Source organism: Flavobacterium sp. LC2016-13, from assembly GCF_009707955.1.
Classification (GTDB): domain Bacteria; phylum Bacteroidota; class Bacteroidia; order Flavobacteriales; family Flavobacteriaceae; genus Flavobacterium.
Window position 1 is genome coordinate 281,111 of the sequence record NZ_WMDQ01000008.1, and the last position, 26,160, is coordinate 307,270.

The window sequence follows — 26,160 nt, forward strand, 5'->3', positions numbered from 1 at the left end:
AATTGCCTCCAGCTTTAGCTGGAGGTGTATTTTTTAAGCCCATTTATTAGGCTTTAGCCAAACTTAATAGCTATTAGCAATCAATCTAAAATCTAAAATGAAAATCGTTTCCGATAAAAACAATCTCCAAATATTACACGAAGACAATCATATTATTGTGGTTAACAAACGTGTGGGCGATATTGTGCAGGGTGATAAAACGGGCGATAAACCTTTATCTGATGTTGTAAAAGAATATATTAAAGATAAATACAATAAACCCGGTGATGTGTTTTTGGGTGTAATTCATCGTTTAGATCGTCCTACAACCGGAATTGTGGTTTTTGCCAGAACAAGTAAAGCATTAACGCGCATGAACGAAATGTTCAGCAATCGCGAAACGCAAAAAACGTATTGGGCAGTTGTAAAAAACAAACCTCCGGAAGCAAAGGCTAAATTGGTTCATTACTTAAAAAGAAATGAAAAGAATAATACTTCGAAAGCACATTTAAAAGAAGTTCCGGATAGTAAAGTTGCAAGTTTGGATTATACTGTTTTTAAAGAACTTCAGAATTATGTAGCGCTGGAAATCAATTTACATACAGGTCGTCATCATCAAATTCGTGCACAATTGGCTGCTATTGGTTCTCCGATAAAAGGCGATTTAAAATATGGTTTTGACCGAAGTAATCCTGACGGAGGAATTCATCTTCATGCCAGAAAATTAGTTTTTGTTCATCCTGTTTCTAAAGAAAATATTACGATTATCGCGCCAACGCCTGATGAAACCATTTGGAATGCGTTGTGATTTTATGACTAAATTGTTAATTTTTTAAATTTTATCAATTAACTTGCATATACTAAAAAATCAAGTTGATCGTAAAATGGACTATAAAAACGACATAGCATACCGAAGAGAAACGCTTAAAAAATTGTTGCATAACATTCAAAAAAGCGAGGACTTAATTGTAAAAGCTTTATACGACGATTTTAAAAAGCCTGAATTTGAAGCCGTTCTAACCGAGACAAATTATGTCATTTCGGAATTGAAAGACACTATCAAAAACATAAAAAAATGGGCAAAACCAAAACGAGTTTTTCCATCCATTCTTAATTTTCCTTCTACTGATTATATTTATAAAGAGCCATACGGAAATGTACTGGTTATTGCTCCGTGGAATTATCCTTTTCAACTTGCTTTATGTCCTTTAATTTCTGCTGTTGCAGCAGGAAATCGAGTTGTTTTAAAACCTTCGGAACTTACCCCAAATACATCTGCTATAATTGCCCGGATCATTGAAAAAACATTTCATGTAAGTCACGTTGAAGTAATGGAAGGTGGGCTTGAAGTTTCAAATAAATTACTGGCGCAGCGCTGGGATTATATCTTTTTTACCGGAAGTGTTGCCGTTGGTAAAATTGTTGCCAAAGCGGCTGCAGAAAACTTAACTCCCGTTACGCTCGAATTAGGCGGAAAAAATCCTTGTATTATTGATGAAACAGCAGATTTAAAATTAGCTGCAAAACGAATCGTCTGGGGAAAATTTATTAATGCCGGTCAAACTTGTATTGCTCCGGATTATATTTTGATTCAGAAAAACATGAAAATCAATTTCATTTCTTTTTTGATGGAAGAAATTACAAAAGCGTACGGAAAAAAATTAGAAAAATCTCCTGATTTTGCCCGCATTATAAATACCAAAAACTGGCTGCGTTTAGTCAATATGATCGAAGCTGAAAAAGTAAGTTTTGGCGGAGAAACAGATGCCAATAAATTATACATTTCCCCAACGTTAATAGAAGAACCAAATTTAGACAGTCCGGTGATGAAAGAAGAGATTTTTGGTCCTATTTTACCTATTCTTACGTATGAAACTGAAAATGATATTAAAAATGTCGTTAGCAGATATGAGAAACCTCTTGCATTTTATATTTTTAGCGAGAATAAATCTTTTGCCAAGAAATTAATCGCAACTTACTCTTTTGGAGGTGGTTGCATTAACGATACTGTAGTGCATTTTTCCAATAGCAGATTGCCTTTTGGAGGAGTTGGCCATAGCGGAATTGGTGCTTATCATGGCCAATTGAGTTTTGATATTTTTTCACATCATAAAGGTGTCGTCAAAAAAGGAAACTGGATCGATTTGCCCATGCGATATGCGCCTTACAAAGATAAATTAGCGAGCATTAAACGGCTATTAAACTGGATATAAACACGAAAACCTTTTCGTAATGTTTTATAGATTTTTATAGGGAATTGATTAAATATATTATATTTACGTCAACAATAAATCAAATACCAAAGCGTATTAAACAATTCTACTAAAATGAAATCTACACTTGATCAAATCGAGGACATTAAAAAAAATGGCTATCCTTTAGACTTTTCTGATGTCTTTAACCATGCTTTCGAAAACTATAAAAAAATAGCACTTTACGCCGGCTTAATATTATTAGTATTTTCGATTTTAGCATTTTTTCTTGGTAGCGGTCTTTTTGTTGCTCTTTACGGAGTTCAGCATTTTAATGAAGAATTCTTTAAAAACTTACAAACCGAAGAACCAACAAATTCAGTTTTAATTATCTATACCTTAGTTATAGCTTTTGTAGCGGCGCTTTTCAGTCCGTTTACAGCTGGATTTTTAAAAATGGCACATCATGCAGAAAAAGATGAAGAGTTTAATTTTTCAACTATTTTCAGCTATTATAATTCGCGTTATTTTCCACAGCTTTTTCTTGCCATGTTATTAATTTCACTTACAAGTGGCTTCATTTCAGTTGTTTTTAATTTAGTGGGAATTTCCTTTGTAGACACTATAATTGCACTGGCCATTACTGTACTTACAACATTAACAATACCATTAATTATTTTTGGAGATCTAAAAGCAATAGACGCTATAAAATCAAGTATTATTTTGGTAAGCAAACAACCATTGGCAATAATCCTTTTGCTTCTTGTGGGCGGTATTGCTTCGGCTGTAGGTTTTATTGGCTGTTGTATTGGTGTTGCATTCACTATTCCAATAACATATTCAGTAAAATACGCTATTTACAATGCTATATTTAATATAGAAGATGAAAACTCAATCGATTCTATAGGATCAGATTTTGAATAAATAGAAGGTTCTGGATAAAAAAAGAGACTAACCTACTCTTTTCAGAAAACTCTAAAATGCTATTAACGAACCAAAAACAGACCCAAATTCTATGGTACAAAACTATAGTCTTTTTAATGTATTTATTTCAGGAATCGCCAATTTTGGAGATGCCTTGAAATCGATTATATCAAATTGGTTTGTTTTTACCTCAGATATTATTTTCTACAACAATCCTAAACTCATTATTTTAGGATTGTCGCTCTTTGGTTTCTTAAGTTTACTTATCTATCAGTTTTTTAGAATTAAAGCAAAAATTGGGTATTTTATCGAGAAGAAACTCGAAACCGAAACAGCTCATAAAGAATATCAATTGTATGCGCTTTTCTTTGGTATTGCAATTATTGTAATTGAAATTATCAACGAAATTTTTAAAATTCGTCCAAGAAGTTTATTTGTTTTTAATGTCGTTATTGGTATCTCGGTCTTGCTGATGTATTTTATAACCGATAAAATAAAATTTCTACGCGACAGAACGCAGCAAATTTTTATATTTTTCTTTTTTATTTATTTCGCTTATGTGGGGCGCAACATCATTTATCTCGAAAATGATATTATTCCTATTATTACCTTTTTACTTTCTTTTTTCTTTTCATACAGTATTTTAAAGCCTATAAAAATCTATTGGCTTTTCGTTACGTTTGTATTTATCTATCTTATTACAACTGTAATTTTCCATCTTATTCCTATAAAATCATCCATTTTATTAATCAATTTTTGCATCATTGTTTTTATCATCAATCATGTTAATTATGCCGTTTTATTAAACAATCGGGATAATTTTAGATTTACAAATGAAATCGTTCATAAAGGAAATTCGTTAACTATTGCCACCAATAAAAAAGGTGAAGTATTATTTAGCAGCGAAACTATCACTTCTATTTTAGGATATTCTCCTGATGAAGTAATGGCAATGGAATTTTGGAAACTTACGGAAGACCCTGAATTTATACGAGAAAATTATCATAAAACGTATATTGATAATAAATTATATATCCGGAAATTAAAAAGTAAAAACGGCGAATTCAAATACATTCAATGGAAAGACAAAAAATTTTCGAATGATTTAATTATCAGTATTGGTCAGGATGTTACAGAGCAAATTATTGTTCAGGATCAATATAAAAACCTGATTCAGACTGCAACTGATATTATTTTTGAAATTAATGTTGATGGTTATTTTACTTTTATAAATGAGTTTGGATTTTCGATTCTTGGCTATTCCGAAGAAGAAGTTATTTTTCAGCATTATTCGAATTTCATTCACGAAGATTATATCAAAAATGCCGTTGATTTTTATGAGAATCTAGCCCAAAATGAACTTAATTATCCAACGATTGAGATTCCGGTAATAAAGAAAAGCGGCGAAGAAATCTGGATTTCGCAAAAAGTAATCATCCGCAAAAATGATTTGGGCGAAATAACCGGATATGCAGGTATTGCAAGGGATATTACAGAAATAAAAAATATAGAAAACGAGAAAAAAAGACGTCTCGAAAAAATCGAAGCGTATAATACCTCAACCAAAAAACTATCAACAACCGATTTTCGTGGCTATAACGATTTACAAATTGTAATTGATTATATCATTCAGGAAGCCGCAACGGTTTCTAAAACAAACCGAGTGAGTTTCTGGAAATATTCTGATGATACGATTACCTGCAGAAATTTATTCAGCAGAGATAATCAAAGTTTAAGTGACAAAAATATTCTGGATAAAGAATCCTATCCAATTTATTTTGAAACCTTAAAGAACAAAGCCATTATTAATGCTTCTGATGTATTTAATAAATTAGAAACCTCTGAATTTCAGCAAGTATACTTCATCAAAAATAAAATAAAATCGATGCTGGATGTTCCTATCTTTTTAAACGGACAATTAGCGGGTGTTGCCTGTTTTGAAAGTACCGAAATAAAGAGAGATTGGGATAATGAAGATATTAATTATGCCAGAACAATTTCTGATGTTATTTCGCTCGCTATTTCATCGCAAATGCGACTTAAGGCAGAAAAAAAGCTGGAACTTAAAAGTGAATTATTATCTGCATTGGCACTTTGTACAGAGAAATTTTTATTGAGTAAAAGCCCTCAAAAAATGTTTGAGGAAACCTATGAAATTATAGGAAAAGCATCAAAAGTAGATCATATATTTTATTACGAAAAAGATTTTGAAACCTATACCATAAGTCAGAAATACAAATGGTCGAGAGAAGGAATCAGTCATCAAATAACGGAATTGCAACATTTTACAGAAGAAAATCTGCAGGAAATCGTTGAGCATTCTAAAAATAAAAAAGTGTTAAGCACATTAACCCGAAATCTGGAAGATACCTATTTTAAAAATTTATTAGTGACCAACGAAATCAAGTCAATTTTGATTTTGCCTTTGTATGTCAACAATAATTTTTCGGGATTTATTGGTTTTGATGATTGTACCAAAGAAAGAAAATGGTCTGACGATGAAATTTATATCTTTCAGACATTAGCCAATAATATTTCATCGGCGTTAGACCGAAACCGAAATATGGCAAAAATCAAAGAAAGTGAAGACGCGATAAAAGCTAAAGAATTGGCAGAAGCAGCCAATAAATCGAAATCGGATTTCCTGGCTAATATGTCGCACGAAATTCGAACGCCTTTAAACGGAATTATTGGATTTACTCATTTATTGATGAAAACTAATCTTGAAGAAATTCAGGAAAAGTACATGACAACCATTAATCAATCGGCACATTCATTATTAGAAATTATCAACGATATTCTTGATTTTTCTAAAATTGAAGCCGGAAAACTCGAGCTTTTCATCGATTTATATGACATTCAGAAAATACTGGGACAAATATTTGATTTGATTATTTTTGAATCGAATCAAAAAAATCTTGATTTAGAATTAAACGTTGATCCAAACGTTCCTAAATATATCTGGACAGATATTGTTCGATTAAAACAAATCCTGATTAACCTTTTATCGAATGCCATAAAGTTTACGAACGAAGGTTCTATAAAGTTGAATGTTTCTGTAATTGAAGAAAAATCAGAAGAAAATTATATCATTCGCTTTTCTGTAATTGATACGGGAATTGGAATATTAGAACAAAATCAGAAGAAAATATTTAAAGCTTTCTCGCAAGAAGATAGTTCGACAACTCGAAAATTTGGCGGAACCGGTTTAGGACTTACGATTTCGAATCAGTTATTGGCTTTAATGGAAAGCCGTTTGCAGCTTAACAGCAAAATAAATCAGGGAAGTACTTTTTATTTTGATTTGAATTTGAATGTCAGCCACAAAAGTATTACAGAGAAATATAAAGGAATTTTAAAAAATGTAAGCCCGGAATATGCTTTGAGTTATTATTCGAATCAAAAAAAATTAAATATTTTGATTGTAGAAGACAACAAAGTAAACATGCTTCTTTTGAAAACGATTGTAAAAAACCTGAATTTAAATACCATTATTTTTGAATGTGAAAATGGTTATGAAGCCGTAAATCAAATCGAAAATATCAATCCGGATTTGGTTTTTATGGATATTCAGATGCCAATTATGAATGGTTATGAAGCTACAAAAGCAATTAGAAACACCATGAGAGGCAAAAATATTCCGATAATTGCTGTTACCGCGGGTGCTGAAAAAGATGAAAGAAACAAATGCATTTCTGCCGGAATGAACGATTATATCTCAAAACCCATCATTAGAGGAACTGTTGAAGAAGCTTTATCCAAATGGATAAAATAAAAAAGTTAATTGTTCTAATGAAACATATTATCCAAAAAAATATATAAATTCGTACAACAAAATTTATAATAACGACTAATACAATATAATATGAAATGGTTAGGCAGAAGACAAAGTGATAATGTTGAAGACAGAAGAGGTGTTTCTGGCGGAAAAGTAGCCGTTGGCGGTGGTCTTATTGGTATTATTATTTTGTTATTAAATGTTTTTGGCGGTGAAACCGGCAAAATTGTAGGATCTGGATTAGAGCAATTGCAAGGCGGACAAACCCAAACTGAAGCTGCTGCGCCATTAAGTAAAGAAGATAAAGAAATGGGCGACTTTGTTCGCGTAATCCTGGCTGATAACGAAGATATTTGGAGTAAAATATTTGAAGAAAACGGCATGACCTATAAAAATCCAAAATTGGTACTTTTTAGAGGTTCTGTAAATACAGACTGTGGCGGCGCATCATCTGCATCCGGACCTTTTTATTGTCCGGGAGATCAAAAGGTATATATGGATTTAGGCTTCTTTGAAGAGCTTAAAACTAAATTTGGGGCCAAAGGTGGCGACTTTGCCATTGCATACGTTATAGCGCACGAAATAGGCCATCATGTACAGACATTATTAGGAACTTCTGCTAAAATGCATCAGGAACAAGAAGGAAAAAGCGAAGCCGAAGCCAACAAACTTTCTGTAGCTCTTGAGCTTCAGGCCGATTTTTATGCGGGAGTATGGGCGCATTATAATCAGGAAAACTTAGATACAGGCGATATTGAAGAAGCTTTGAGTGCTGCAAATGCTGTAGGCGACGATGCGATTCAAAGTAAGATGAGCGGTCAGGTTGTTCCGGATTCGTTTACACACGGTACATCAGAACAAAGAATGTACTGGTTTAAAAAAGGTTTTAAATCTGGAGATATCAAACAAGGAACTACTTTTGAGGTAATTAGATAATACACAAACCAAATATAATTAACCAACCAACCGGGCATGACTTAATCGTCATGCTTTTTTTTGTGTTTATTTTTACCATATAAGTTATATAAGTTCATTTTATATTAGCTGTATTTAAAAAATCAATTATAGATCATATTAGAGAAATATAGCCAGCAGTTTCAACCGCTGGACTGCAACGATATCGCAGCATATCCCAATCACAAGAGTCCCCGCGGTTGAAAACGCAGACTATATTTGAAATATGATAAATTTTTAAAGAGAAAAAAATGTTGAGTTACATTTTTAGAATTATACTATTTTGTATAAATATAGATTTTATAAGTAATTACAAAACAATCCTAAATGAACTTATATCACTTATATGGTTCAAAAAGTTTTACGCACAAAAAAAGCCTTGAATTTCTTCAAGGCTTTAAATTTCTGGGTGGCTGACCGGGTTCGAACCGGCGACCCGCGGCACCACAAACCGCTACTCTAACCAGCTGAGCTACAACCACCATTTTGCTTAGCGGTTGCAAATATATAACAAAGGTTTACTTCTACAAAGAAAAAAATGAAAAAAAATCCATCTTTTTAAATCAAATCTCCTAAGCTATTGACAGCCAAACATCTTTCTACAGTAAAACCTTCAGCAAAATCAACGCCAACTAACCTTCCTAAGTCCTGTGCGCGGTAATTTAAGCTCTCAAAGAAGTTTTTACTTGTAATTGGTGTTGCAGGTTCTTTTGAATTCGGATCATAAAATTGGGTTTTATAAGCTGAAACCGCTGCAACTTTTTGTTTTTCGAAACCTGTAATGTCAACTACGAAATCTGGTTTCAAATTTTTCCATTGTATATAATGGTATATTATTTTGGGTCTCCAGGCTTCTTGCTTTACTCCATCGACAGAAGTTTCAATTTTGATTAATCCGGATAAAAAACAAGCGTCAGAAACTAATTTGCTTCCTCTGCCGTGATCAATATGGCGATCATCAATTGCGTTACACAATACAATTTCCGGTTTATATTTCCTGATCATTTTTATAACCTCAAGCTGGTGTTTTTCATCATTCATAAAAAAACCATCGCGTAAACCTAAATTTTCACGAACCTCAACTCCTAATATTTTCGCAGCAGCTTTTGCTTCTTCATCTCTGGTTTCTGCCGTTCCGCGTGTGCCTAATTCACCTCGGGTTAAATCTACAATTCCAACTTTTTTCCCAAGAGAAACTTCTTTTAAAATAGTTCCTGCACAACCTAATTCTACATCATCCGGATGTGCACCAAATGCTAATATATCTAACTTCATTTTTGTTTTTTCTTTTTTTTTTGTTTCAGGTTTCAGGTTTCAAGTTTCACGTTCAACCTGAAACCTGAAACTTTTTTAACAACTACTATTCTTTTTTATATTCAATACTCTTTTCATTGTCATTGATTTATTGACGCTTTCCTCCCACTCTTTTTCAGGAACACTTTCTTTGGTAATTCCGCATCCCATGTATAAAATGGCCGACATTTCCCTGATTTGCATGCTGCGTAAATTTACAAACAAATCAGAGCTAATCGTTTTATTGGCATAAGAGCTGTTTAATTCTCCCAGAAAACCGGTATAAAAAGTTCGGTCGTAATTTTCGTTTTCGATAATAAATGCTTTTGCTTTTTTCTTTGGCAAACCACAAACAGCTGGTGTTGGGTGCAAAGTATCTATCACTTCTTCTAACGTTGAGTTTTCATTTAGAATTCCTGAAATATCTGTTTTAATATGCCAGATCGATCCGGCTTTCATGCTATACGGTTCTGTAACGATAACAGACGAAGCTACTTCTCGCAATCTTTTTACAATAAAATCAGTTACATATTGTTGTTCGTCTTTTTCTTTTTGCTGCCATAAAATCTCATCTTCTGATTCGGCTTTCTGAGTTCCCGCCAAAGCAGTTGTTTCAAAGGCATTTCCATTAGCTTTTAAAAGCTGTTCCGGCGTTGCACCTATCCAAAGTCCAATCTCCGGATGAAAAAAACAATACGTAAAAGTCGAAGGATATAATTTTATCAAACGCTGAAAAGTGATTACAAAATCAAAATCAGCCAAATCAATTTTTTCAGATCTTGATAAAACTACTTTTTTGAATTCATCATTTTTGATCGCCTGAATTCCTTTTTCAACTAAACCTTCATACTGGTTTTTAGCTTCGACATCAAAAGTTGCATCATCAACATCATTAAAATTAAAATTAATTTCCCTTTGTTCTGCACTTATAATTTTCGATTCTTTTTCCGGAATTAAAATCAATTGTTTTTCATCAAAAGAAGCAAATACAAAACCTTTTTCACTGTAATCAGAAACAGTATACAAAGTATCGTCTTGCTGCAAAAACGCATAAATGCTAGAAGAATTAGGTTTAGAATAAATTACAAAAGGTAATTTTTGCTCTTGATGTTTTCTTATTGTAGAAAAAAAGTCGTTCATAGGTTCTATTCAGTTTTCTTTTTCTCTAAAACCATATTAGTCAGTTTACAAAGTGAAATAAGATTTCCCGCTTCGTCAGTAATTTTAATTTCCCAAAGATGAAGGCTTCTTCCTTTATGAATAATGCGTGCCGTACCAAAAACAACACCTTCGCGAATACTTTTTAAGTGATTTGCTGAAATTTCGATTCCGCGTACTTCCTGCTCTTTCGGGTTAATGAAAAAATGCGATGCAGCACTTCCTACACTTTCTGCCAAAGCAACCGAAGCTCCGCCATGCAACAATCCCATTGGTTGATGAACGCTTGGATTTACAGGCATTTTGGCAACTAAAAAGTCTTCGCCGGCATCTATATATTCAATTTTTAGCGTCTCCATCAAAGTGTTTTTTGAAAAATCGTTGCAGTACGCTATAATTTGTTCTTTAGTATAATTCATTAAAATAGGCTTTAAAATCGTAAAATTAAAGAAAAGATAAGACACAAATTAGAAAATACAATTCTATTATTAAAATTCATTTACGAACATGTAAGTTTTTTGCTATTTTTACAAAAAAGAATTCAATGCGTCATCACTTTACACTCTTTATTCTCGGTCTTATTTTAGTTTTTAGTTCTTGCAGAACTGATTTTGATACTGTTGCCAGTTCAGGAGATTTAAAGTTTTCAAAAGACACGGTTTATTTGGATACTGTTTTTAAAAATATCGGTTCAAGTACCTACCAACTTAAAGTCTATAATAAAAGTAAAGACGATATTTCTATACCGACGATTCAGCTTAAAAAAGGATTGAATTCTAAATACCGAATGACGGTTGACGGAATGAACGGAAACAACGGTAAATTTTTTAGCAATGTTACCCTTTTAGCCAAAGACAGTTTATACATTTTTATAGAAACTACGGCAGATATTACAGATGCAAACCCAACTGATTTTTTATATACCGATGAAATTCAGTTTGACAGCGGTGCCAATCTACAGGAAGTTGCTTTGGTAACCTTAATTCAGGATGCTGTTTTTTTATATCCAAAACAAAATCCTGACGGAACTAAGGAAAAAATACAAATTGACGGAAAAGCTGTTGATGGTTTTTATTTGGATGAAAATGATGTTGTAAACGGAAATGAATTACTTTTTAATAAACAGAAACCTTACGTAATTTATGGATATGCAGGCGTTCCGGAAAATAAAACCGTAACTTTTGAAGCCGGCGCGAGAGTTCATTTTCATGCTAATTCAGGGCTTTTTGTTGATAATAAAGCTTCACTTCAAATAAATGGAGCTATTTCAACAACAGCTAAATTAGAAAACGAAATTATTTTTGAAGGCGATCGTTTAGAACCCGAATACTCTGATATTCCCGGACAATGGAAATCGGTTATTTTAGCAAACGGAAGTACAAATCACTCCATCAATCATCTTACTTTAAAAAATGGTTTTACTGGTTTGGATATCAGAAATCAGGATGCAACAACAGTTCAGATAAAAAACACTCAGATTTATAATTGTGCAGAATATGGAATTCTGGCGCAAAATGCCCGAATAAATGCTGAAAATCTTGTCATTAATTATTCTGGTTTAGCCAGTTTATCTTGTGTTTATGGTGGGAATTATAGTTTTACACATGCTACTTTTTATAACAATTGGCAAAGCAGTTCGCATGTTGCTGTTAATTTAAGCAACAGTCTGGCTGGTGCAACTCCAGAAACGAATCCGCTGACTCAGGCAACTTTCAATAATTGTATTATTTATGGTTCAAATACCAATGAATTCAATTTGAGTAAAAATGCCAATGCCGCTTTTGTGTATCAACTCAATAATTGTTTGTTGAAATTTAGCAGTACATCTACAAATCCGGATTATCAATTTAAAAATGATACACAACATTATAATCAGATTATTCTAAACGAAAATCCGAAGTTTTATAATGTCAATCAGAATAAATTTAATATCGATAATACTTCTGCCGCTTTCGCGAAAGGAAATTCGGCCTATCTAATTCCGCTAGATATATTAGGAATTACAAGAACTTCTCCTCCAGATTTGGGCGCTTATCAGAGTGCTGTTTTTCCAAAGTAAAAGGTTTTCCACAAAGACACGAAGCTTTTATTTTCTAGCTCGCAGATTTTGCAGATTAAGCAGATTTTTTTAATTCTTTATCTGTCGCTTTAAATAGAAAATCTGCAAAATCTGCGTGAAACAAAAAAATGTGCCTTTCCGCCTTCGTGGCAAAAAAAAAACATCCGTAAGAAAATATTTCTTAATTTAAACATCGCTTAACTTATCGTATTCATAAAAGTAGTAGATTTGGTACAATTATTAAATTAAAATTCTAATAATCAATTTATTGGAATTTAATTTAGAACAATTAAACAACCAAAATTTAAACTATTATTTATGAAAAAAATCTACTCTTATTTATTGTTGATGTTCGTTTCGGTCGGTATCGCCCAGATACCTTCTGGTTATTACAACACTGCAACCGGAACTGGTTACACTTTAAAAACACAATTGTATAACATTATTAAAGGACATACTGATAATGGTTATGCAGGATTGTACACAACGTATCAAACTTCTGACGTTGATAATTTTTACGAAAATGACGGAACTGTTTTAGACATGTATTCAGAAAATCCATCAGGAACAGATCCTTATAATTATAGCACAGGAACGACACAAAGATGTGGTAATTATTCTGTTGAAGGTGATTGTTATAACAGAGAACATATTATTCCGCAATCGGTTTTTAATGAAGCATCACCGATGGTTGCCGATGCACATTTTATAACGCCAACTGACGGAAAAGTAAACGGAATGCGTTCTAATTATCCACACGGAACTGTAAGTTCAGCAACGTATACTTCTCAAAACGGAAGTAAATTAGGATCAAGTTCTGTATCTGGATATTCAGGAACTGTTTTTGAACCTGTAAATGCTTTTAAAGGTGATATTGCCAGAATGTATTTTTACTTTGCAACGCGTTATGAAAATACAGTTGCAGGATATTCTTATGCGATGTTTGACGGTTCTAGCAATAAAGTTTTTACAACTGCTTTCTTAAACGTTCTATTGGCCTGGAACGCGCAAGATCCTGTTAGCGCAAGAGAAATTGCCAGAAACAATGCCATTTATGCTCGTCAAAACAACCGAAATCCTTATATCGATCATCCGGAATATGTGAATCAAATTTGGGGCGGAACATCTTCTACAGATACTCAGGCGCCAACTACTCCAACGAGTTTAGCTTCGACTTCAAAAACTTCGACTTCTATTACACTTGCATGGAATGCTTCTACAGATAATGTTGGCGTTACAGGTTATGATGTTTATGCAAACAGCGTTTTAAAAACCACTGTTTCAGGATTAACAGCAACAATAACTGGTTTAACGGCTTCTACAAGTTATTCTATTTATGTAAAAGCAAAAGATGCTGCAGGAAATGCTTCTGCGTCAAGCAGCACAATTGCCGTTACAACCAATAGCAGCGGAACCGGAGGAACGGCAACAGATTTGCTTTTCTCTGAATATATTGAAGGTTCAGGAAATAACAAGGCTTTAGAAATTGCGAATAATACCGGAAGTTCTGTTAGTTTATCTGCTTACACCATTAAAAAACAAACGAATGGCGCGGGCGCATGGAGCACAGGTTTGGCTTTAAGCGGAACATTAACAACAGGGAGTAAATTCGTAATTGTAAACAGTTCAATTTCTTCGACTTGTTTTTCTACAAGTGCAGCTAATATTTCAACAAGTGGAACTGAGCTGATGTTTAACGGAAATGATGCTGTAGGTTTGTTCAAAAATGGTGTTTTGATTGACATCATTGGAACTTTTAACGGCGGAACTGCGAATTTTGCTGTCGATGTAACTTTAAGAAGAAAATCGACCGTAACTTCTCCAACAACAACTTTCAATTTAAGTTCTCAATGGGATTCTTATACAACAGATACTTGTAATAATCTGGCCAGCAAAATGGCAAGACCAATTGAAGAAGAAGTTGTTTCAGAATCAGATGAAATTATCATTTATCCAAATCCTTCTGATGGGAATTTTAATATTGGTTTAGGTAATTCAGAAACACCATATTCTATTGAAATTGTTTCATTTGCAGGACAAAAAGTTTTTGAAAAACAAGATGCCACAGATTCAGCAATATCAGTAAGTCATCTTGCAAAAGGGATTTATGTGGTTATAATTTCTACAGATTTTAAAACAGTTATCAAAAAGATAATTATTAACTAAATATTTTTTTTCACGCAGATTTTGCAGATTGAGCAGATATATTTTAGAATAATTAAATCTGCATAAATTTTAAACTAGTTTGTGTATCTGCTTTATCTGCAAAATCTGCGTGAAACTAAAAACGTTGCGCCTTTGCACGATTAAAAAGTAGATTATCATGAACCAAAAAGCGGCAAATTGCCGCTTTTTTTATAACAGTCGAAAGAATTTTCTTTAGAAAACAATTTTTATCTACTCCAATGTTTCGTAAATTTTGCAAATTCATTTCTGTCAAGATGCTAAAATTATGACGTTCAAATTTCGATTTTTTCCCTTGTAAAACTTTAATATAGCAGAACATATCTAAGAAGAAATTTTAATAAATCTTCAAATTTCACAAGAGACCAAAACTTGTTGATTTTGCGTCTTTTTAGTAAAAGAAATGCAAGAAAAAAGCAACTTCAATTTTTTTTAAAAGAGATCGTTTTCAAATTTGCGCTTACTATTTATTTACACTAAATTTGCACCTTCAATACAACAAACTACACATCACAATGATCCATTTCTTTGAAAACCAAAGCAAAACTGTTTTCGCTGTACAAACGCAAAACGAAATTTCGGCTCAAGACATTTCAAAACTAAACTGGCTTTTTGCCAACTCTAATAAGATCGAAAAATCCGCCTTGACGGATTTTTTTGTTGGTCCACGTGCCACAATGATTACACCTTGGAGTACAAATGCTGTAGAAATTACTCAGAATATGGGTATTCCGGGCATTATCAGAATTGAAGAATTTCATCCGGCAACGGAAGATTTCACAGATTTTGATCCAATGCTTTCACAAAAATTCAATCAATTAGATCAGGAAATTTTCACTATTAATGTTCAGCCGGAACCAATTCTGGAAATTGATGATATTGCTACTTATAATAAAGTAGAAGGTTTGGCTTTAAGCCAGGAAGAAGTTGATTACTTAGATAATCTTGCTGTAAAACTTGGAAGAAAATTAACTGATTCTGAAATATTTGCTTTTTCTCAAGCCAATTCAGAACACTGCCGTCACAAAATCTTCAACGGAACTTTTGTTATTGACGGCGAAGAAAAAGAGACTTCTCTTTTCAAATTAATCAAAAAAACATCACAGGAAAATCCTAACGATATAGTTTCTGCTTACAAAGACAACGTTGCTTTTGTAAAAGGACCAAAAGTGCAGCAATTTGCACCTAAATCTGCTGACAAACCAGATTTTTATGAAGTAAAAGATTTTGATTCTGTTATTTCATTAAAAGCAGAAACACACAATTTTCCAACAACAGTTGAGCCTTTCAACGGAGCTGCAACAGGTTCTGGAGGAGAAATTCGTGACCGTTTAGCTGGAGGACAAGGTTCTTTGCCATTAGCAGGAACTGCAGTTTATATGACTTCATACTCTCGTTTAAACGATGAAAGAAAATGGGAAAATGCTCTTGAAGAAAGAAAATGGTTGTACCAAACTCCAATGGATATTTTGATTAAAGCTTCAAACGGAGCTTCTGATTTTGGAAATAAATTCGGTCAGCCGCTTATTACAGGTTCTGTTTTAACTTTCGAACATTCAGAAAACGACCGTAAAATTGGATACGATAAAGTAATCATGCAAGCGGGCGGAATTGGTTACGGAAAATTAGATCAATCCATTAAAAAGAAACCACAAGAAGGCGATAAAATCGTAATTCTTGGTGGAGAAAATTATAGAATCGGAATGGGTGGTGCTGCAGTTTCATCTGCAGATACAGGAGCTTTTGGTTCAGGAATTGAATTAAATGCGATTCAGCGTTCAAATCCAGAAATGCAAAAACGTGCTGCCAACGCTATTCGTGGTTTGGTAGAAAGCGACAATAACCCAATTGTTTCGATTCACGATCACGGAGCTGGAGGACACTTAAACTGTCTTTCTGAGTTAGTTGAAGAAACTGGTGGATTAATCGATTTGGATAAATTACCGGTTGGAGATCCAACGCTTTCTGCAAAAGAAATTATCGGTAATGAATCTCAGGAAAGAATGGGATTGGTTATTGGTCAAAAAGATATTGATACGTTGCAAAGAATTGCTGACAGAGAGCGTTCACCAATGTATCAGGTTGGAGATGTAACGGGAGATCACCGTTTTACTTTCGAATCAAAATCAAATGGTTCAAAACCGATGGATTATGCTTTAGAAGATTTCTTCGGAAGTTCGCCTAAAACGGTTATGACTGATAAAACTATCGACAGAAAATATGCTGAAGTTTCTTATTCAGCAAATGATTTCGAAAGTTATTTAAAAGATGTTTTACGTTTAGAAGCTGTTGCATCTAAAGACTGGTTGACAAACAAAGTGGATCGTTGCGTTGGTGGAAAAGTTGCTAAACAGCAAAATGCAGGTCCGTTACAATTGCCTTTGAATAATGTTGGGGTTATGGCTTTGGATTATTTAGGTAAAGAAGGAATTGCAACTTCTATTGGACACGCTCCTATCGCTGCTTTGATTGATCCGGTTGCAGGAAGTAGAAATGCTATTGCAGAATCGTTATCAAACATTGTTTGGGCGCCAATTAAAGATGGTTTAAAAGGAATCTCATTATCTGCAAACTGGATGTGGGCTTGTAAAAACGAAGGTGAAGATGCTCGTTTGTATGCTGCTGTTGAAGGATGTTCAGAATTTGCAATTGAATTAGGAATCAATATTCCAACAGGAAAAGATTCACTTTCGATGAAACAAAAATATCCAAACGACGAAGTAATTGCGCCGGGAACGGTTATTATTTCAGCTGGAGGAAACTGTACTGATATTAGAAAAGTAGTTGAACCGGTTTTACAGAAAAACGGAGATTCTATTTATTATATCAATTTGTCTCAGGATGATTTCAAATTAGGAGGTTCATCTTTTGCACAAATTAGAAACACAATCGGAAAAGAAACGTCTACTATAAAAGACGCTTCTTTCTTCAAAAATGCATTTAATACGATTCAGGAATTAATCGGCGAAAGCCAAATTTTAACCGGACACGATATCGGAAGCGGTGGTTTAATCACTACTTTATTAGAATTGTGTTTTGCTGATGTGAATTTGGGAGCTAAAATTGATTTCTCTGCATTTGCTGAAAAAGACTTATTGAAAATCCTTTTCGCTGAAAATATCGGAATCGTTTTCCAGGCTAAATCTGATGCAGCTGTTGAAGCTAAATTGAATGCAAACAACATCGAATTTTTCAAATTAGGAAAAGCGACAACTACTGAGACTTTAGACCTTGGACTTTGGACTTTAGACATTAAAAAATACAGAGATATCTGGTTCGAAACTTCTTATTTATTAGATCAAAAACAATCTAAAAACGGAAGAGCTCAGGCACGTTTTGAAAACTATAAAAATCAGGTTTTACAATATACTTTCCCAGCACATTTTACAGGGAAAAAACCAGAAATCGACAATTCTAAACCAAGACCAAAAGCGGCTATTATTCGTGAAAAAGGAAGCAATTCTGAGCGTGAAATGGCAAATGCAATGTACTTAGCAGGTTTTGATGTAAAAGACGTTCACATGACGGATTTAATTTCAGGTCGTGAAACTCTTGAAGATATTCAGTTTATTGGTGCTGTTGGTGGATTCTCTAACTCAGATGTTTTAGGTTCTGCTAAAGGTTGGGCCGGAGCATTTTTATACAACGAAAAAGCAAAAACAGCTTTGGATAATTTCTTCAAAAGAGAAGATACTTTATCTGTTGGAATTTGTAACGGTTGCCAGTTGTTTATGGAATTGGAAGTGATTAATCCTGAGCATGAAGTTCACGGAAAAATGCTTCATAACGAAAGTAACAAACACGAAAGTATCTTTACATCAGTAAAAGTTCAGGAGAATAACTCTGTTATGTTATCGACTTTGGCCGGAAGTACTTTAGGAGTTTGGGTTTCTCACGGAGAAGGAAAATTCAATTTACCTCTTGCTGAAGAAAACTACAACATTGTTTCTAAATATGCTTATGAAGGTTATCCTGCAAACCCTAACGGTTCTGATTACAACACAGCAATGATGTGTGATAAAACAGGAAGACATTTGGTTATGATGCCTCACATTGAGCGTTCGACTTTTCAATGGAACTGGGCGCATTATCCAAAAGACAGAAATGACGAGGTTTCGCCTTGGCACGAAGCTTTTGTTAACGCCAGAAAATGGATTGAGAAAAACTAAGAAATATATTTTTATATACCAAAAGCGCTCGATAATTCGAGCGCTTTTTTTATTTTCTTGCCACGAATTTCACGAATTAGCACGAATTAGTTTCTGGAAATTCGTGACTCGATCAATAGCAAAAAGGCGAAGCAAATTCGTGTCAAAACTATATAAAAAACACCTCGGTGCTATCCCTATAACCGAGGTGTTTTTTTATCGTTTAAAGGAAGATGCTATACCAGTTACGATACTGGCAAAAGCAAAAGCAAAAAGTCCTGAAGCAATTGCTGCTTGTCCGGAAAATAGCTGGTCATTAATAATTCTTCCGTGAAATAAGGTACCTGCGGCTAATCCTGTAGCCAATCCTAAACCAATAATACCAATATACCACCATGGTTCCGGATCTGGCGGCGGTGGCGGTATTTTAAAAATACGTCTCCACCAGCCTGGATATAGTGTACCACACCATCCCATTGCTAAATAAAATATAGTTCCCATAATTTTAATTTTAATATAATGCCTACTCTTTTGCTTTTCGGCTCTCGCATTTAATTAAACCAAAATTATAATGATACACCATAAAAATAACAAGGCAATTACCTGTTTCTTAGAGGGGAAAATACAGGTTTTTTATTTTCCTGTAAGAGAATAAGCCTTTCTGAAAAATTCTCTATTTATGAGAAGAATTTTAAAAAATAACACGAATTGATATTCTAAAAATGCGACAAAAATAAAATGTCCTAAAAAAAACAACTCTTATAATTCGGATTTCTTTTTGTATTTAAATTTGAACTATATTCGCCAAAAATATCTTACCACGAGATTTTTTTAAAACCCAAAAACATTTAAAACCTACATAGAATGAAATCGTTACATGTATTACTAATTACATTATTTTTTGTTGCTACACACTCTTATTCACAAGTTCACGTAGATCAAATTACGTATAATGGCAAAGACCGTTATATTACCACTACTATTGGTTATCCTGTTCCGGGCACTTATGCACCAACTGGAGTAAAGGAACCTATTAGTGTTTTAAATCCAGATGGAACCGGATTTATTCAATCAGATGATTTATCAAAAAAGAAAATCAATTGGGGAATTGAATGTACAGAAGAAGGCACTCCGGTTTTTAAAGAAGGTTTCAATAGTGCTACGTATACATTTTGGTATAGATTAACGGATAGCGAAGCATGGAACTATTCTCAGTTCTCTATTCATTTCATGAAGAAGAAAATGTTCTTAATGGGAGAAAGAGTTAAAGAATATATAGATTATAACGTACAATAGACCGATCAAACTTAGCCCTCAAATTAGATATTTCTTGTTTTTTTCTAAATTTCACTATAAAAAAGAAAACGTTTTCGTTGATTTTCAATAGTACCTATAATTTTTCCCATAAAATTTCATAAAATTAAAAATTATACCTTATTTTTATTTAATTTGCGGTAAAATTCAATATATTAAACATGGTTTCAATCACACGCCTTTTTGATTTTCCTTATTATCAACAAGAAACTTATAATCTCCAGGTTGCTTTGGCAACTAAAAAAAACGGAGTTTGGGAAAAAACATCCAGCCAGGAATATATTGCTAAAGCTAATGCTGTTTCGAGAGCATTGTTGCGCATGGGCGTTCAGAAAGATGATAAAATTGCATTAATTACTTCGAACAATCGCACGGAATGGAATATCATGGATATTGGTATTTTACAAACCGGAGCTCAGAACGTTCCTATCTACCCGACAATTGCCGAGGAAGATTACGAATATATTTTAAATCATAGTGGCAGTATTTATTGCTTTGTTTCGGATACCGAAGTATTCCAAAAAGTAAACGCCATAAAAGCAAATGTACCAACGCTAAAAGAAGTCTATTCTTTTGATGAAATCCCGGGTTGCAAACACTGGTCAGAATTATTGACTTTAGGTGCAGACGAAAGTAATCAGAACGAAGTTGAAGCTAAAAAAGACAGCATTAAAGAAGACGATTTAGCGACTATTATTTATACTTCCGGAACTACAGGAAGACCTAAAGGTGTTATGCTTTCGCATAAAAACATCGTTTCGAATGTTTTAGACAGTGCACCAAGAATTCCGTTTGATGCAGGAAACAGCACAGCATTGAGCTTCTTGCCTATTTGCCATATTTTTGAAAGAATGATTTTATACATCTATCAATATTATGGTGTTTCGGTTTATTTTGGAGAATCAATTGATAAAATTAGTGATAACTTAAAAGAAGTAAAACCAACTGTAATTACGGCTGTACCAAGACTTCTTGAAAAGGTTTACGATAAAATTTATGCTAAAGGTGGTGAATTAACGGGTATCAAGAAAAAACTGTTTTTCTGGGCTATCGATTTAGGTTTAAAATACGAGCCTTACGGAGCAAATGGTTTTTGGTATGAATTTCAGTTAAAAATTGCCAGAAAACTTATTTTCAGCAAATGGAAAGAAGGTTTGGGTGGAAATTTAGATTTAATGGTTTCCGGAAGTGCTGCTTTGCAACCACGTTTAACAAGAGTTTTTGCTGCTGCAGAAATCCCGGTTATGGAAGGTTACGGTTTATCTGAAACATCGCCTGTAATTGCCGTTAACGATCAAAGAAACAAAGGTTTTAAAATTGGAACTGTTGGAAAAGTAATTCGCAACGTTGAAGTTAAAATTGCTGAAGACGGCGAAATTCTTTGCAAAGGACCAAACGTAATGTTGGGTTATTTTAAAGATCAGGAAAAAACAGATGAAGCTTTAAAAGACGGATATTTCCACACTGGAGATATTGGAGAAATTGACAGCGAAGGTTTCTTAAAAATTACCGATCGTAAGAAAGAAATGTTCAAGACTTCCGGTGGAAAATATATCGCACCTCAGCTTATTGAAAACGCAATGAAACAATCTCGTTTTATTGAGCAGATTATGGTGATTGGTGAAGGCGAAAAAATGCCAGCAGCTTTTATTCAGCCAAATTTTGAATTCGTAAAAGAATGGGCAAAACTTCATAAAATAACTTTAGGAAGCACTAACAAAGAAATTAGTGAAAACCCTGATGTTATTAAACGTATTGATAATGAAATTGAGGAGATCAACAAAAAATTTGGACACTGGGAACAAATCAAACGTTTTGAGTTAACTCCGGATGTTTGGTCTATCGACGGAGGACAACTTACACCAACATTAAAACTAAAACGTAAAGTTATTAAAGAAATCTACAAAGATCTTTACGCTAAAATATATGGTCAAAATTAAATAAATCAAGATAATACAAACCAACGAAAACGGCTGTCCTTAAGACAGCCGTTTTTTATATAAGGAGATACTCTTTTATAAAAAGAGCTTTTTATTTCACGAAAATTTCCTTCAATTGACCGATGACGTTTCCTCCTCCTGAAATTGTGATTTCTCCAATTTTATCAGCGATTTTTTCCACGTATTCCATTTCTTTCAATTTCCACAACATTTCGTTTTCTTCCATCAGCTTTGCTGTGTTCAATAAACTTCTTGTTGCAGCAGTTTCTTCTCTTCTCATAATACTGTTGGCCTGCGCTTTTTTCTCGGCAACCAAAACCTGATTCATGATTTCTTTCATATCTCCAGGCAAGATCACGTCACGAATTCCGGCATCAGAAATTACCAAACCTAATTCATTGATTTTAGAAGTTACTTCGGCTAAAATAGCTTCGGCAATTGTATCTTTCTTAGCTAATAATTCGTCTAAAGTCAATCCGCCCACAAAAGCTCTTAAAGCCAATTGCATGGCGACATACAATTGCTTTTCAAAATCTTTATTATCTACCAAAGCTTTCATAATATCTATAACCTGGTATCTCACAAAAAAGTTGATTCTTAATCCTGCTTTATCTTTAGTCAATAATTCCTGACCTGAAATTTCTACTTGTTGCTGTCTTGCATCAACGGTTTTAACTTCGATTGTAATGGCATTATTCCAAAAATATTGGGTTCCCGCTTTTAGTTCTTTCATGAAAGTTCCGTTAACAAACAACAATGCTTTATCGTTGCTAGAAACAATGAATTTTCTAATAAACAACCTCAACTTTGCATTTTCTAATAGATTTACCGGAATTTTTTCGGTAATGTCAATTTTAGAAATGTCTGCTCTTATGAATTCATTTTTCACGATTCCTCTCCAAAAAGCATATCTTCCTGCAGTTAAAACTTCTTTAAAGTTCCCGTTTACAAATTGCAGTACAATTTCATTATCAGCAACCTCAACAACTTCTAATATAGCGGCTAACATTTCATTTTGCAATAAAATATTCAACTCAAACGGAGCCTGAAAAGAGCCATCCATATTATAAATCATCACCTTTTTGTTTCCAAAAATCCAATGTAAACCTTCTTCTAATACGTTAATTAATTTTCTGTTCCCGAAGACCAATCCTACTTGGTAAGCTTCGACTTTAATTCTTTTGATCATAATGTTTATTTTTGTTTGCTTCGCCGATTCGGCTTTCAGCCTCGGGTCAAGGTTTTCTTTGTTTCAGGTTTCAAGTTTCAAAACAGTCGAAAATCTTTGTTCTATATTCTTTATTCTATTCTCTCCAATTCTATCCTCTTGCTTCTACTCTCTTTCTAAATAAAAAAACCTCCTTGCCTCTCTCCTTAGAGAAAACGGACGAATAGTTTGTGTTTTCTTTACTCCAATTATTTTGCGATTCTATTTTGTGATAATGATTCTAAATTCTAAAAAAAGTCACTAAAACAATCAAATCGAAAAGAAAAAGAGTATTTCAAAATACATTTCTGTTCGCACTGGTTTTATCGTAAGTGTGAAACTTTGGATTCTAAAATCCTAATTTCACTGACAAAGACAAATCAGTTTTTTTTCATGGTCATCTTTTTAAGAGTGATGGTCTCTGGAAATACAGGTTTTTGAGACCCATAAGTTGACTTACCGCTCGTCCAACCACCCTTTTAGGAGTGGTGCAGGAATCGAACCTGCGTAAACTTCTATTGCTCTAACCAGACTGAGCTATCGCATTACTGCGAATGGGAGTCGAACCCATGACACATAGAGTGGCGGATAGTTTTTTGGAAAACCATCCAAAACCTCCAAACCAAGCTGCATAGAAAAACATAATTCGCTTTCGCGGAAAGTTCCCTACAATGGTGCTATACAGAAACACGCAACTGGGCTTGTTTGATATTTTTAATCGAAGCCAAAACTTTGATGTATTTCATTTTATAAAAGAACTTGTTTTTATTTCCTGAACAAATATTCAAATTACACTGCGCAATTATTCTGCGTAGAAAATTATTCAATTATAAAACAGATTAAACTTGTTCAATTTGTAAGCGTTTGATTCCGAAATCTGTTTTTCTTAATTTGCACATTCTTCCGTCTGAAATGTGGTGAAAAACAATTCCTTCAATATCATTTTCTGATAAGATTTTTTCTAAATCATCGAAATCAAGACTTACAAAATCAAGAATTTCATTTCCGTGTTTTACTAAAGTATGTTTCTCAAACTTTTCAGGATTACCTTGTACTTTTGGTCCGCATAACTCATATGTTCCGTCGGTTTTATCTTCTAAGCAGTCTAAAGCTTCGAAGAAATGTTTGTCTTCAGATTTTGAACCATCGCATTTTAACCAATGTGGGTGATGTCCCGTAATTAAATCTGCTTCCTGACACGGAATCGCATTCGCTGGAATTGTACGTCCTTTTTTCGCGTCGAATCGTTTGTATAATTCTCCATTGATAATCGCTGCCGATGTACCATCAAATTTTCTGGTTGCGATTGCTTCTCCTTTTACTACCCATGCATTTTCTGCATTAATTTTATTTACTACTCTTGCCAAGTTATTTGGGTCTTTAGCAAACAATGTGCTTATCTTTTTCATATTTATTTTTTTATAGGTACTAAGTTGCTAAGTTTTTTTTCTCTTGGCGTCTTGGCGTCTTTGCGAGAGAATTGCTCGCCAGCTCTTTTTACAATACTTTATCAATCTCTCGCAAAGTCGCAGAGTCGCAAAGTTTTTACTTTAAGTAAATCTGCTCAATCTGCGTGAAACAAAAAACTTTGCGTCTTTGTGCCTTTGTGGCTATAGTACAGGAAGAGAGACTCGAACTCTCAAAAAACTGATTCTAAGTCAGCCGCGTCTACCAATTGCGCCATTCCTGCTTTTAATTACCCTCAGGGTTCCAACCTGAAATTTGTGGAAATAGTAGGATTCGAACCTACTCAGTCAAAAGACAACGGTTTTACAGACCGACCTAACTCTCCAACTTTAGCGTATTTCCATTTGTCTGGGAAACAGGACTCGAACCTGCAACCTCCTGCATCCAAAGCAGGTAAACAGCCAATCGTTATCTTCCCAGTTTTGGGTGTTTTCGGGAATCGAACCCTGTTCTTCGGATTCACAGCCCGAGGTTTTACCAAATAAACTAAAAACACCATTTTATGTTCTGCCAGAAAAACTCAAACACTATGTTTGTTTTCTCTGCGTCTTTGCGACTTTGCGAGAAAATTGCTCGCCACTTAATCTTTAACCATACTTTGTCAATCTCTCGCAAAGTCGCAAAGACGCAAAGTTTAAATTTGATTGTGCAGAAACCTTTGTACCTTTGCGTCTTTGTACCTCTGCACCTCCCTCAGTACCTTAGTTCCTCAGAACCTCAGCATCTTAAAAAAAAAGCGGCCCATACGGGAGTCGAACCCGTTTCTCCCGAGAGACAGTCGGGAAGGTTAGCCAGTAACCCCAATGAGCCAGTTCCTTCTAGAGAACAGCGATTTCGGAAGGAATCGAACCTTCAACCTATTGATTAACAGTCAAGCGCTCTGCCAATTGAGCTACGAAATCATTTATTTTTGGACATAAAAAAAGCACCCGGTTAAAGGTGCTTCATGAGATCTAATAAGATATACCTATCCTATTGCCTGTATTCATGCACCTGTATTGTTAAACATCCAAGATAGAATCTCGGGTCTAGCAGTTGTGTGTTATATATGTTGTTATGTAAAGCCATTTTTATATGTTGTATTATATTTTGAAATCGTTGTTGTTTGAAATTCTATGTTCAAATTTTCTTCGGCAAAGATAAAGTCTAAAAAATCAATTATCCAAATCATTTTTAATTTTATTTTACTGACAACCAAGTAGTTATATTTAAATAAAATCCATAAAATACCTGTCCGCATACTTATGCAGATCCTTAATTGTATCAAATGACTGTCTCTCATTAGATTACTTTTCAAGATTATATTTCGCTATTTAGTTTATTCATTAAACATTTGGTCAATTATTTTTTTAATTATTTTTAGTTATGGTTTATTTTTTATCATTTTTCTTGTCATGTTGAACGAGGTCGAAAAATTTTCTTGTCATATTTAACAAAGTCGAAGTACGTCTAAAACAAAAAAAGCGCCCCAATTAGGACGCTTTTATATATTTATGTTGAGTTTTAAACTACAGTTTACACTTCAATTCTATAAAATACATACCACATCCTGAACTTTTAGCC

The 26,160-nt window shown here is 33.9% G+C and carries 16 protein-coding genes and 8 tRNA genes; 10 read left to right on the forward strand and 14 right to left on the reverse strand.

Annotation, left to right across the window (positions count from 1 at the left end; all coding sequences use genetic code 11):
* Positions 1-97: 97 nt before the first annotated feature.
* The 5 genes from GKZ86_RS17375 (at position 98) to GKZ86_RS17395 (ending at position 7,809) form a co-directional block, all read left to right on the forward strand.
* Positions 98-787, forward strand: coding sequence for an RluA family pseudouridine synthase (locus tag GKZ86_RS17375; protein ID WP_154784335.1), 690 nt, complete (start codon positions 98-100; stop codon positions 785-787).
* Positions 788-863: 76 nt separating this feature from the next.
* On the forward strand, positions 864-2,192 hold the full coding sequence (locus tag GKZ86_RS17380; RefSeq protein ID WP_154784336.1) for an aldehyde dehydrogenase: 1,329 nt from the start codon (positions 864-866) through the stop codon (positions 2,190-2,192).
* Between the two features lie 114 nt (positions 2,193-2,306).
* Entirely contained in the window at positions 2,307-3,095 is a 789-nt protein-coding gene (locus tag GKZ86_RS17385; RefSeq protein WP_154784337.1) for a hypothetical protein, read from the forward strand.
* 91 nt (positions 3,096-3,186) lie between these two features.
* Positions 3,187-6,870 (forward strand): response regulator, encoded by a 3,684-nt coding sequence (locus GKZ86_RS17390; protein WP_154784338.1) that lies wholly within the window; start codon positions 3,187-3,189, stop codon positions 6,868-6,870.
* Positions 6,871-6,960: 90 nt separating this feature from the next.
* Positions 6,961-7,809, forward strand: a complete 849-nt coding sequence (locus tag GKZ86_RS17395; RefSeq protein WP_154784339.1) for a neutral zinc metallopeptidase — start codon at positions 6,961-6,963, stop codon at positions 7,807-7,809.
* Between the two features lie 426 nt (positions 7,810-8,235).
* On the opposite strand, the gene GKZ86_RS17400 is transcribed toward GKZ86_RS17395, so the two are convergent.
* The 4 genes from GKZ86_RS17400 to GKZ86_RS17415 all read right to left on the reverse strand — a co-directional run bounded on the left by GKZ86_RS17400 (position 8,236) and on the right by GKZ86_RS17415 (position 10,697).
* Positions 8,236-8,309, reverse strand: a tRNA-His gene (locus GKZ86_RS17400).
* Positions 8,310-8,385: 76 nt separating this feature from the next.
* The gene (bshB1, locus tag GKZ86_RS17405) at positions 8,386-9,102 is read right to left on the reverse strand and encodes a bacillithiol biosynthesis deacetylase BshB1 (protein ID WP_154784340.1); all 717 of its coding nucleotides are present in this window, start codon (positions 9,100-9,102) and stop codon (positions 8,386-8,388) included.
* A 75-nt stretch (positions 9,103-9,177) separates the two neighbouring features.
* Entirely contained in the window at positions 9,178-10,260 is a 1,083-nt protein-coding gene (locus tag GKZ86_RS17410) for a chorismate-binding protein (RefSeq protein WP_154784341.1), read from the reverse strand.
* A 5-nt stretch (positions 10,261-10,265) separates the two neighbouring features.
* Complete coding sequence (locus GKZ86_RS17415; protein WP_154784342.1) at positions 10,266-10,697, reverse strand: PaaI family thioesterase; 432 nt, start codon at positions 10,695-10,697, stop codon at positions 10,266-10,268.
* A 125-nt stretch (positions 10,698-10,822) separates the two neighbouring features.
* Here GKZ86_RS17415 and GKZ86_RS17420 point away from each other — a divergent pair, with 125 nt between their 5' ends.
* The 3 genes from GKZ86_RS17420 to purL all read left to right on the forward strand — a co-directional run bounded on the left by GKZ86_RS17420 (position 10,823) and on the right by purL (position 18,690).
* Complete coding sequence (locus GKZ86_RS17420) at positions 10,823-12,337, forward strand: hypothetical protein (RefSeq protein ID WP_154784343.1); 1,515 nt, start codon at positions 10,823-10,825, stop codon at positions 12,335-12,337.
* Positions 12,338-12,655: 318 nt separating this feature from the next.
* Positions 12,656-14,503: an endonuclease gene (locus GKZ86_RS17425; protein WP_154784344.1), complete on the forward strand. Its 1,848-nt coding sequence runs from the start codon at positions 12,656-12,658 to the stop codon at positions 14,501-14,503.
* A gap of 533 nt (positions 14,504-15,036) precedes the next feature.
* Entirely contained in the window at positions 15,037-18,690 is a 3,654-nt protein-coding gene (gene purL, locus GKZ86_RS17430; protein WP_154784345.1) for a phosphoribosylformylglycinamidine synthase, read from the forward strand.
* 195 nt (positions 18,691-18,885) lie between these two features.
* On the opposite strand, the gene GKZ86_RS17435 is transcribed toward purL, so the two are convergent.
* Complete coding sequence (locus tag GKZ86_RS17435; protein WP_154784346.1) at positions 18,886-19,170, reverse strand: hypothetical protein; 285 nt, start codon at positions 19,168-19,170, stop codon at positions 18,886-18,888.
* A gap of 363 nt (positions 19,171-19,533) precedes the next feature.
* On the opposite strand from GKZ86_RS17435, the gene GKZ86_RS17440 reads away from it, so the two are divergent.
* Together GKZ86_RS17440 and GKZ86_RS17445 are read left to right on the forward strand one after the other, a co-directional pair.
* Positions 19,534-19,965, forward strand: coding sequence for a hypothetical protein (locus GKZ86_RS17440; protein ID WP_154784347.1), 432 nt, complete (start codon positions 19,534-19,536; stop codon positions 19,963-19,965).
* A gap of 179 nt (positions 19,966-20,144) precedes the next feature.
* Entirely contained in the window at positions 20,145-21,923 is a 1,779-nt protein-coding gene (locus GKZ86_RS17445) for a long-chain fatty acid--CoA ligase (protein WP_154784348.1), read from the forward strand.
* Between the two features lie 91 nt (positions 21,924-22,014).
* Here the strand turns inward: GKZ86_RS17445 and GKZ86_RS17450 are convergent, their stop codons facing one another.
* The 9 genes from GKZ86_RS17450 to GKZ86_RS17490 form a co-directional block, all read right to left on the reverse strand.
* The gene (locus tag GKZ86_RS17450) at positions 22,015-23,112 is read right to left on the reverse strand and encodes a slipin family protein (protein WP_154784349.1); all 1,098 of its coding nucleotides are present in this window, start codon (positions 23,110-23,112) and stop codon (positions 22,015-22,017) included.
* Positions 23,113-23,611: 499 nt separating this feature from the next.
* A tRNA-OTHER gene (locus GKZ86_RS17455) sits at positions 23,612-23,679 on the reverse strand.
* Between the two features lie 290 nt (positions 23,680-23,969).
* Positions 23,970-24,539: a DUF5565 family protein gene (locus tag GKZ86_RS17460; protein WP_154784350.1), complete on the reverse strand. Its 570-nt coding sequence runs from the start codon at positions 24,537-24,539 to the stop codon at positions 23,970-23,972.
* Between the two features lie 207 nt (positions 24,540-24,746).
* Positions 24,747-24,820, reverse strand: a tRNA-Leu gene (locus tag GKZ86_RS17465).
* 35 nt (positions 24,821-24,855) lie between these two features.
* Positions 24,856-24,939 (reverse strand) — tRNA-Tyr (locus GKZ86_RS17470).
* A gap of 5 nt (positions 24,940-24,944) precedes the next feature.
* Positions 24,945-25,017: transfer RNA gene (locus GKZ86_RS17475), tRNA-Pro, on the reverse strand.
* A 5-nt stretch (positions 25,018-25,022) separates the two neighbouring features.
* A tRNA-His gene (locus GKZ86_RS17480) sits at positions 25,023-25,093 on the reverse strand.
* A gap of 241 nt (positions 25,094-25,334) precedes the next feature.
* Positions 25,335-25,407: transfer RNA gene (locus tag GKZ86_RS17485), tRNA-Asp, on the reverse strand.
* 19 nt (positions 25,408-25,426) lie between these two features.
* Positions 25,427-25,499, reverse strand: a tRNA-Asn gene (locus GKZ86_RS17490).
* Positions 25,500-26,160: the final 661 nt, after the last annotated feature.

What these genes read in the sequence shown, in the direction of transcription:
- GKZ86_RS17460 (WP_154784350.1), bottom strand. Translation starts at nt 24,539, where the DNA reads ATGAAAAAGATAAGCACATTGTTTGCTAAAGACCCAAATAACTTGGCA.
- GKZ86_RS17435 (WP_154784346.1), bottom strand. Translation starts at nt 19,170, where the DNA reads ATGGGAACTATATTTTATTTAGCAATGGGATGGTGTGGTACACTATAT.
- GKZ86_RS17415 (WP_154784342.1), bottom strand. Translation starts at nt 10,697, where the DNA reads ATGAATTATACTAAAGAACAAATTATAGCGTACTGCAACGATTTTTCA.
- GKZ86_RS17385 (WP_154784337.1), top strand. Translation starts at nt 2,307, where the DNA reads ATGAAATCTACACTTGATCAAATCGAGGACATTAAAAAAAATGGCTAT.
- GKZ86_RS17410 (WP_154784341.1), bottom strand. Translation starts at nt 10,260, where the DNA reads ATGAACGACTTTTTTTCTACAATAAGAAAACATCAAGAGCAAAAATTA.
- GKZ86_RS17390 (WP_154784338.1), top strand. Translation starts at nt 3,187, where the DNA reads ATGGTACAAAACTATAGTCTTTTTAATGTATTTATTTCAGGAATCGCC.
- GKZ86_RS17375 (WP_154784335.1), top strand. Translation starts at nt 98, where the DNA reads ATGAAAATCGTTTCCGATAAAAACAATCTCCAAATATTACACGAAGAC.
- bshB1 (WP_154784340.1), bottom strand. Translation starts at nt 9,102, where the DNA reads ATGAAGTTAGATATATTAGCATTTGGTGCACATCCGGATGATGTAGAA.
- GKZ86_RS17395 (WP_154784339.1), top strand. Translation starts at nt 6,961, where the DNA reads ATGAAATGGTTAGGCAGAAGACAAAGTGATAATGTTGAAGACAGAAGA.
- GKZ86_RS17450 (WP_154784349.1), bottom strand. Translation starts at nt 23,112, where the DNA reads ATGATCAAAAGAATTAAAGTCGAAGCTTACCAAGTAGGATTGGTCTTC.
- GKZ86_RS17420 (WP_154784343.1), top strand. Translation starts at nt 10,823, where the DNA reads ATGCGTCATCACTTTACACTCTTTATTCTCGGTCTTATTTTAGTTTTT.
- purL (WP_154784345.1), top strand. Translation starts at nt 15,037, where the DNA reads ATGATCCATTTCTTTGAAAACCAAAGCAAAACTGTTTTCGCTGTACAA.
- GKZ86_RS17380 (WP_154784336.1), top strand. Translation starts at nt 864, where the DNA reads ATGGACTATAAAAACGACATAGCATACCGAAGAGAAACGCTTAAAAAA.
- GKZ86_RS17440 (WP_154784347.1), top strand. Translation starts at nt 19,534, where the DNA reads ATGAAATCGTTACATGTATTACTAATTACATTATTTTTTGTTGCTACA.
- GKZ86_RS17445 (WP_154784348.1), top strand. Translation starts at nt 20,145, where the DNA reads ATGGTTTCAATCACACGCCTTTTTGATTTTCCTTATTATCAACAAGAA.
- GKZ86_RS17425 (WP_154784344.1), top strand. Translation starts at nt 12,656, where the DNA reads ATGAAAAAAATCTACTCTTATTTATTGTTGATGTTCGTTTCGGTCGGT.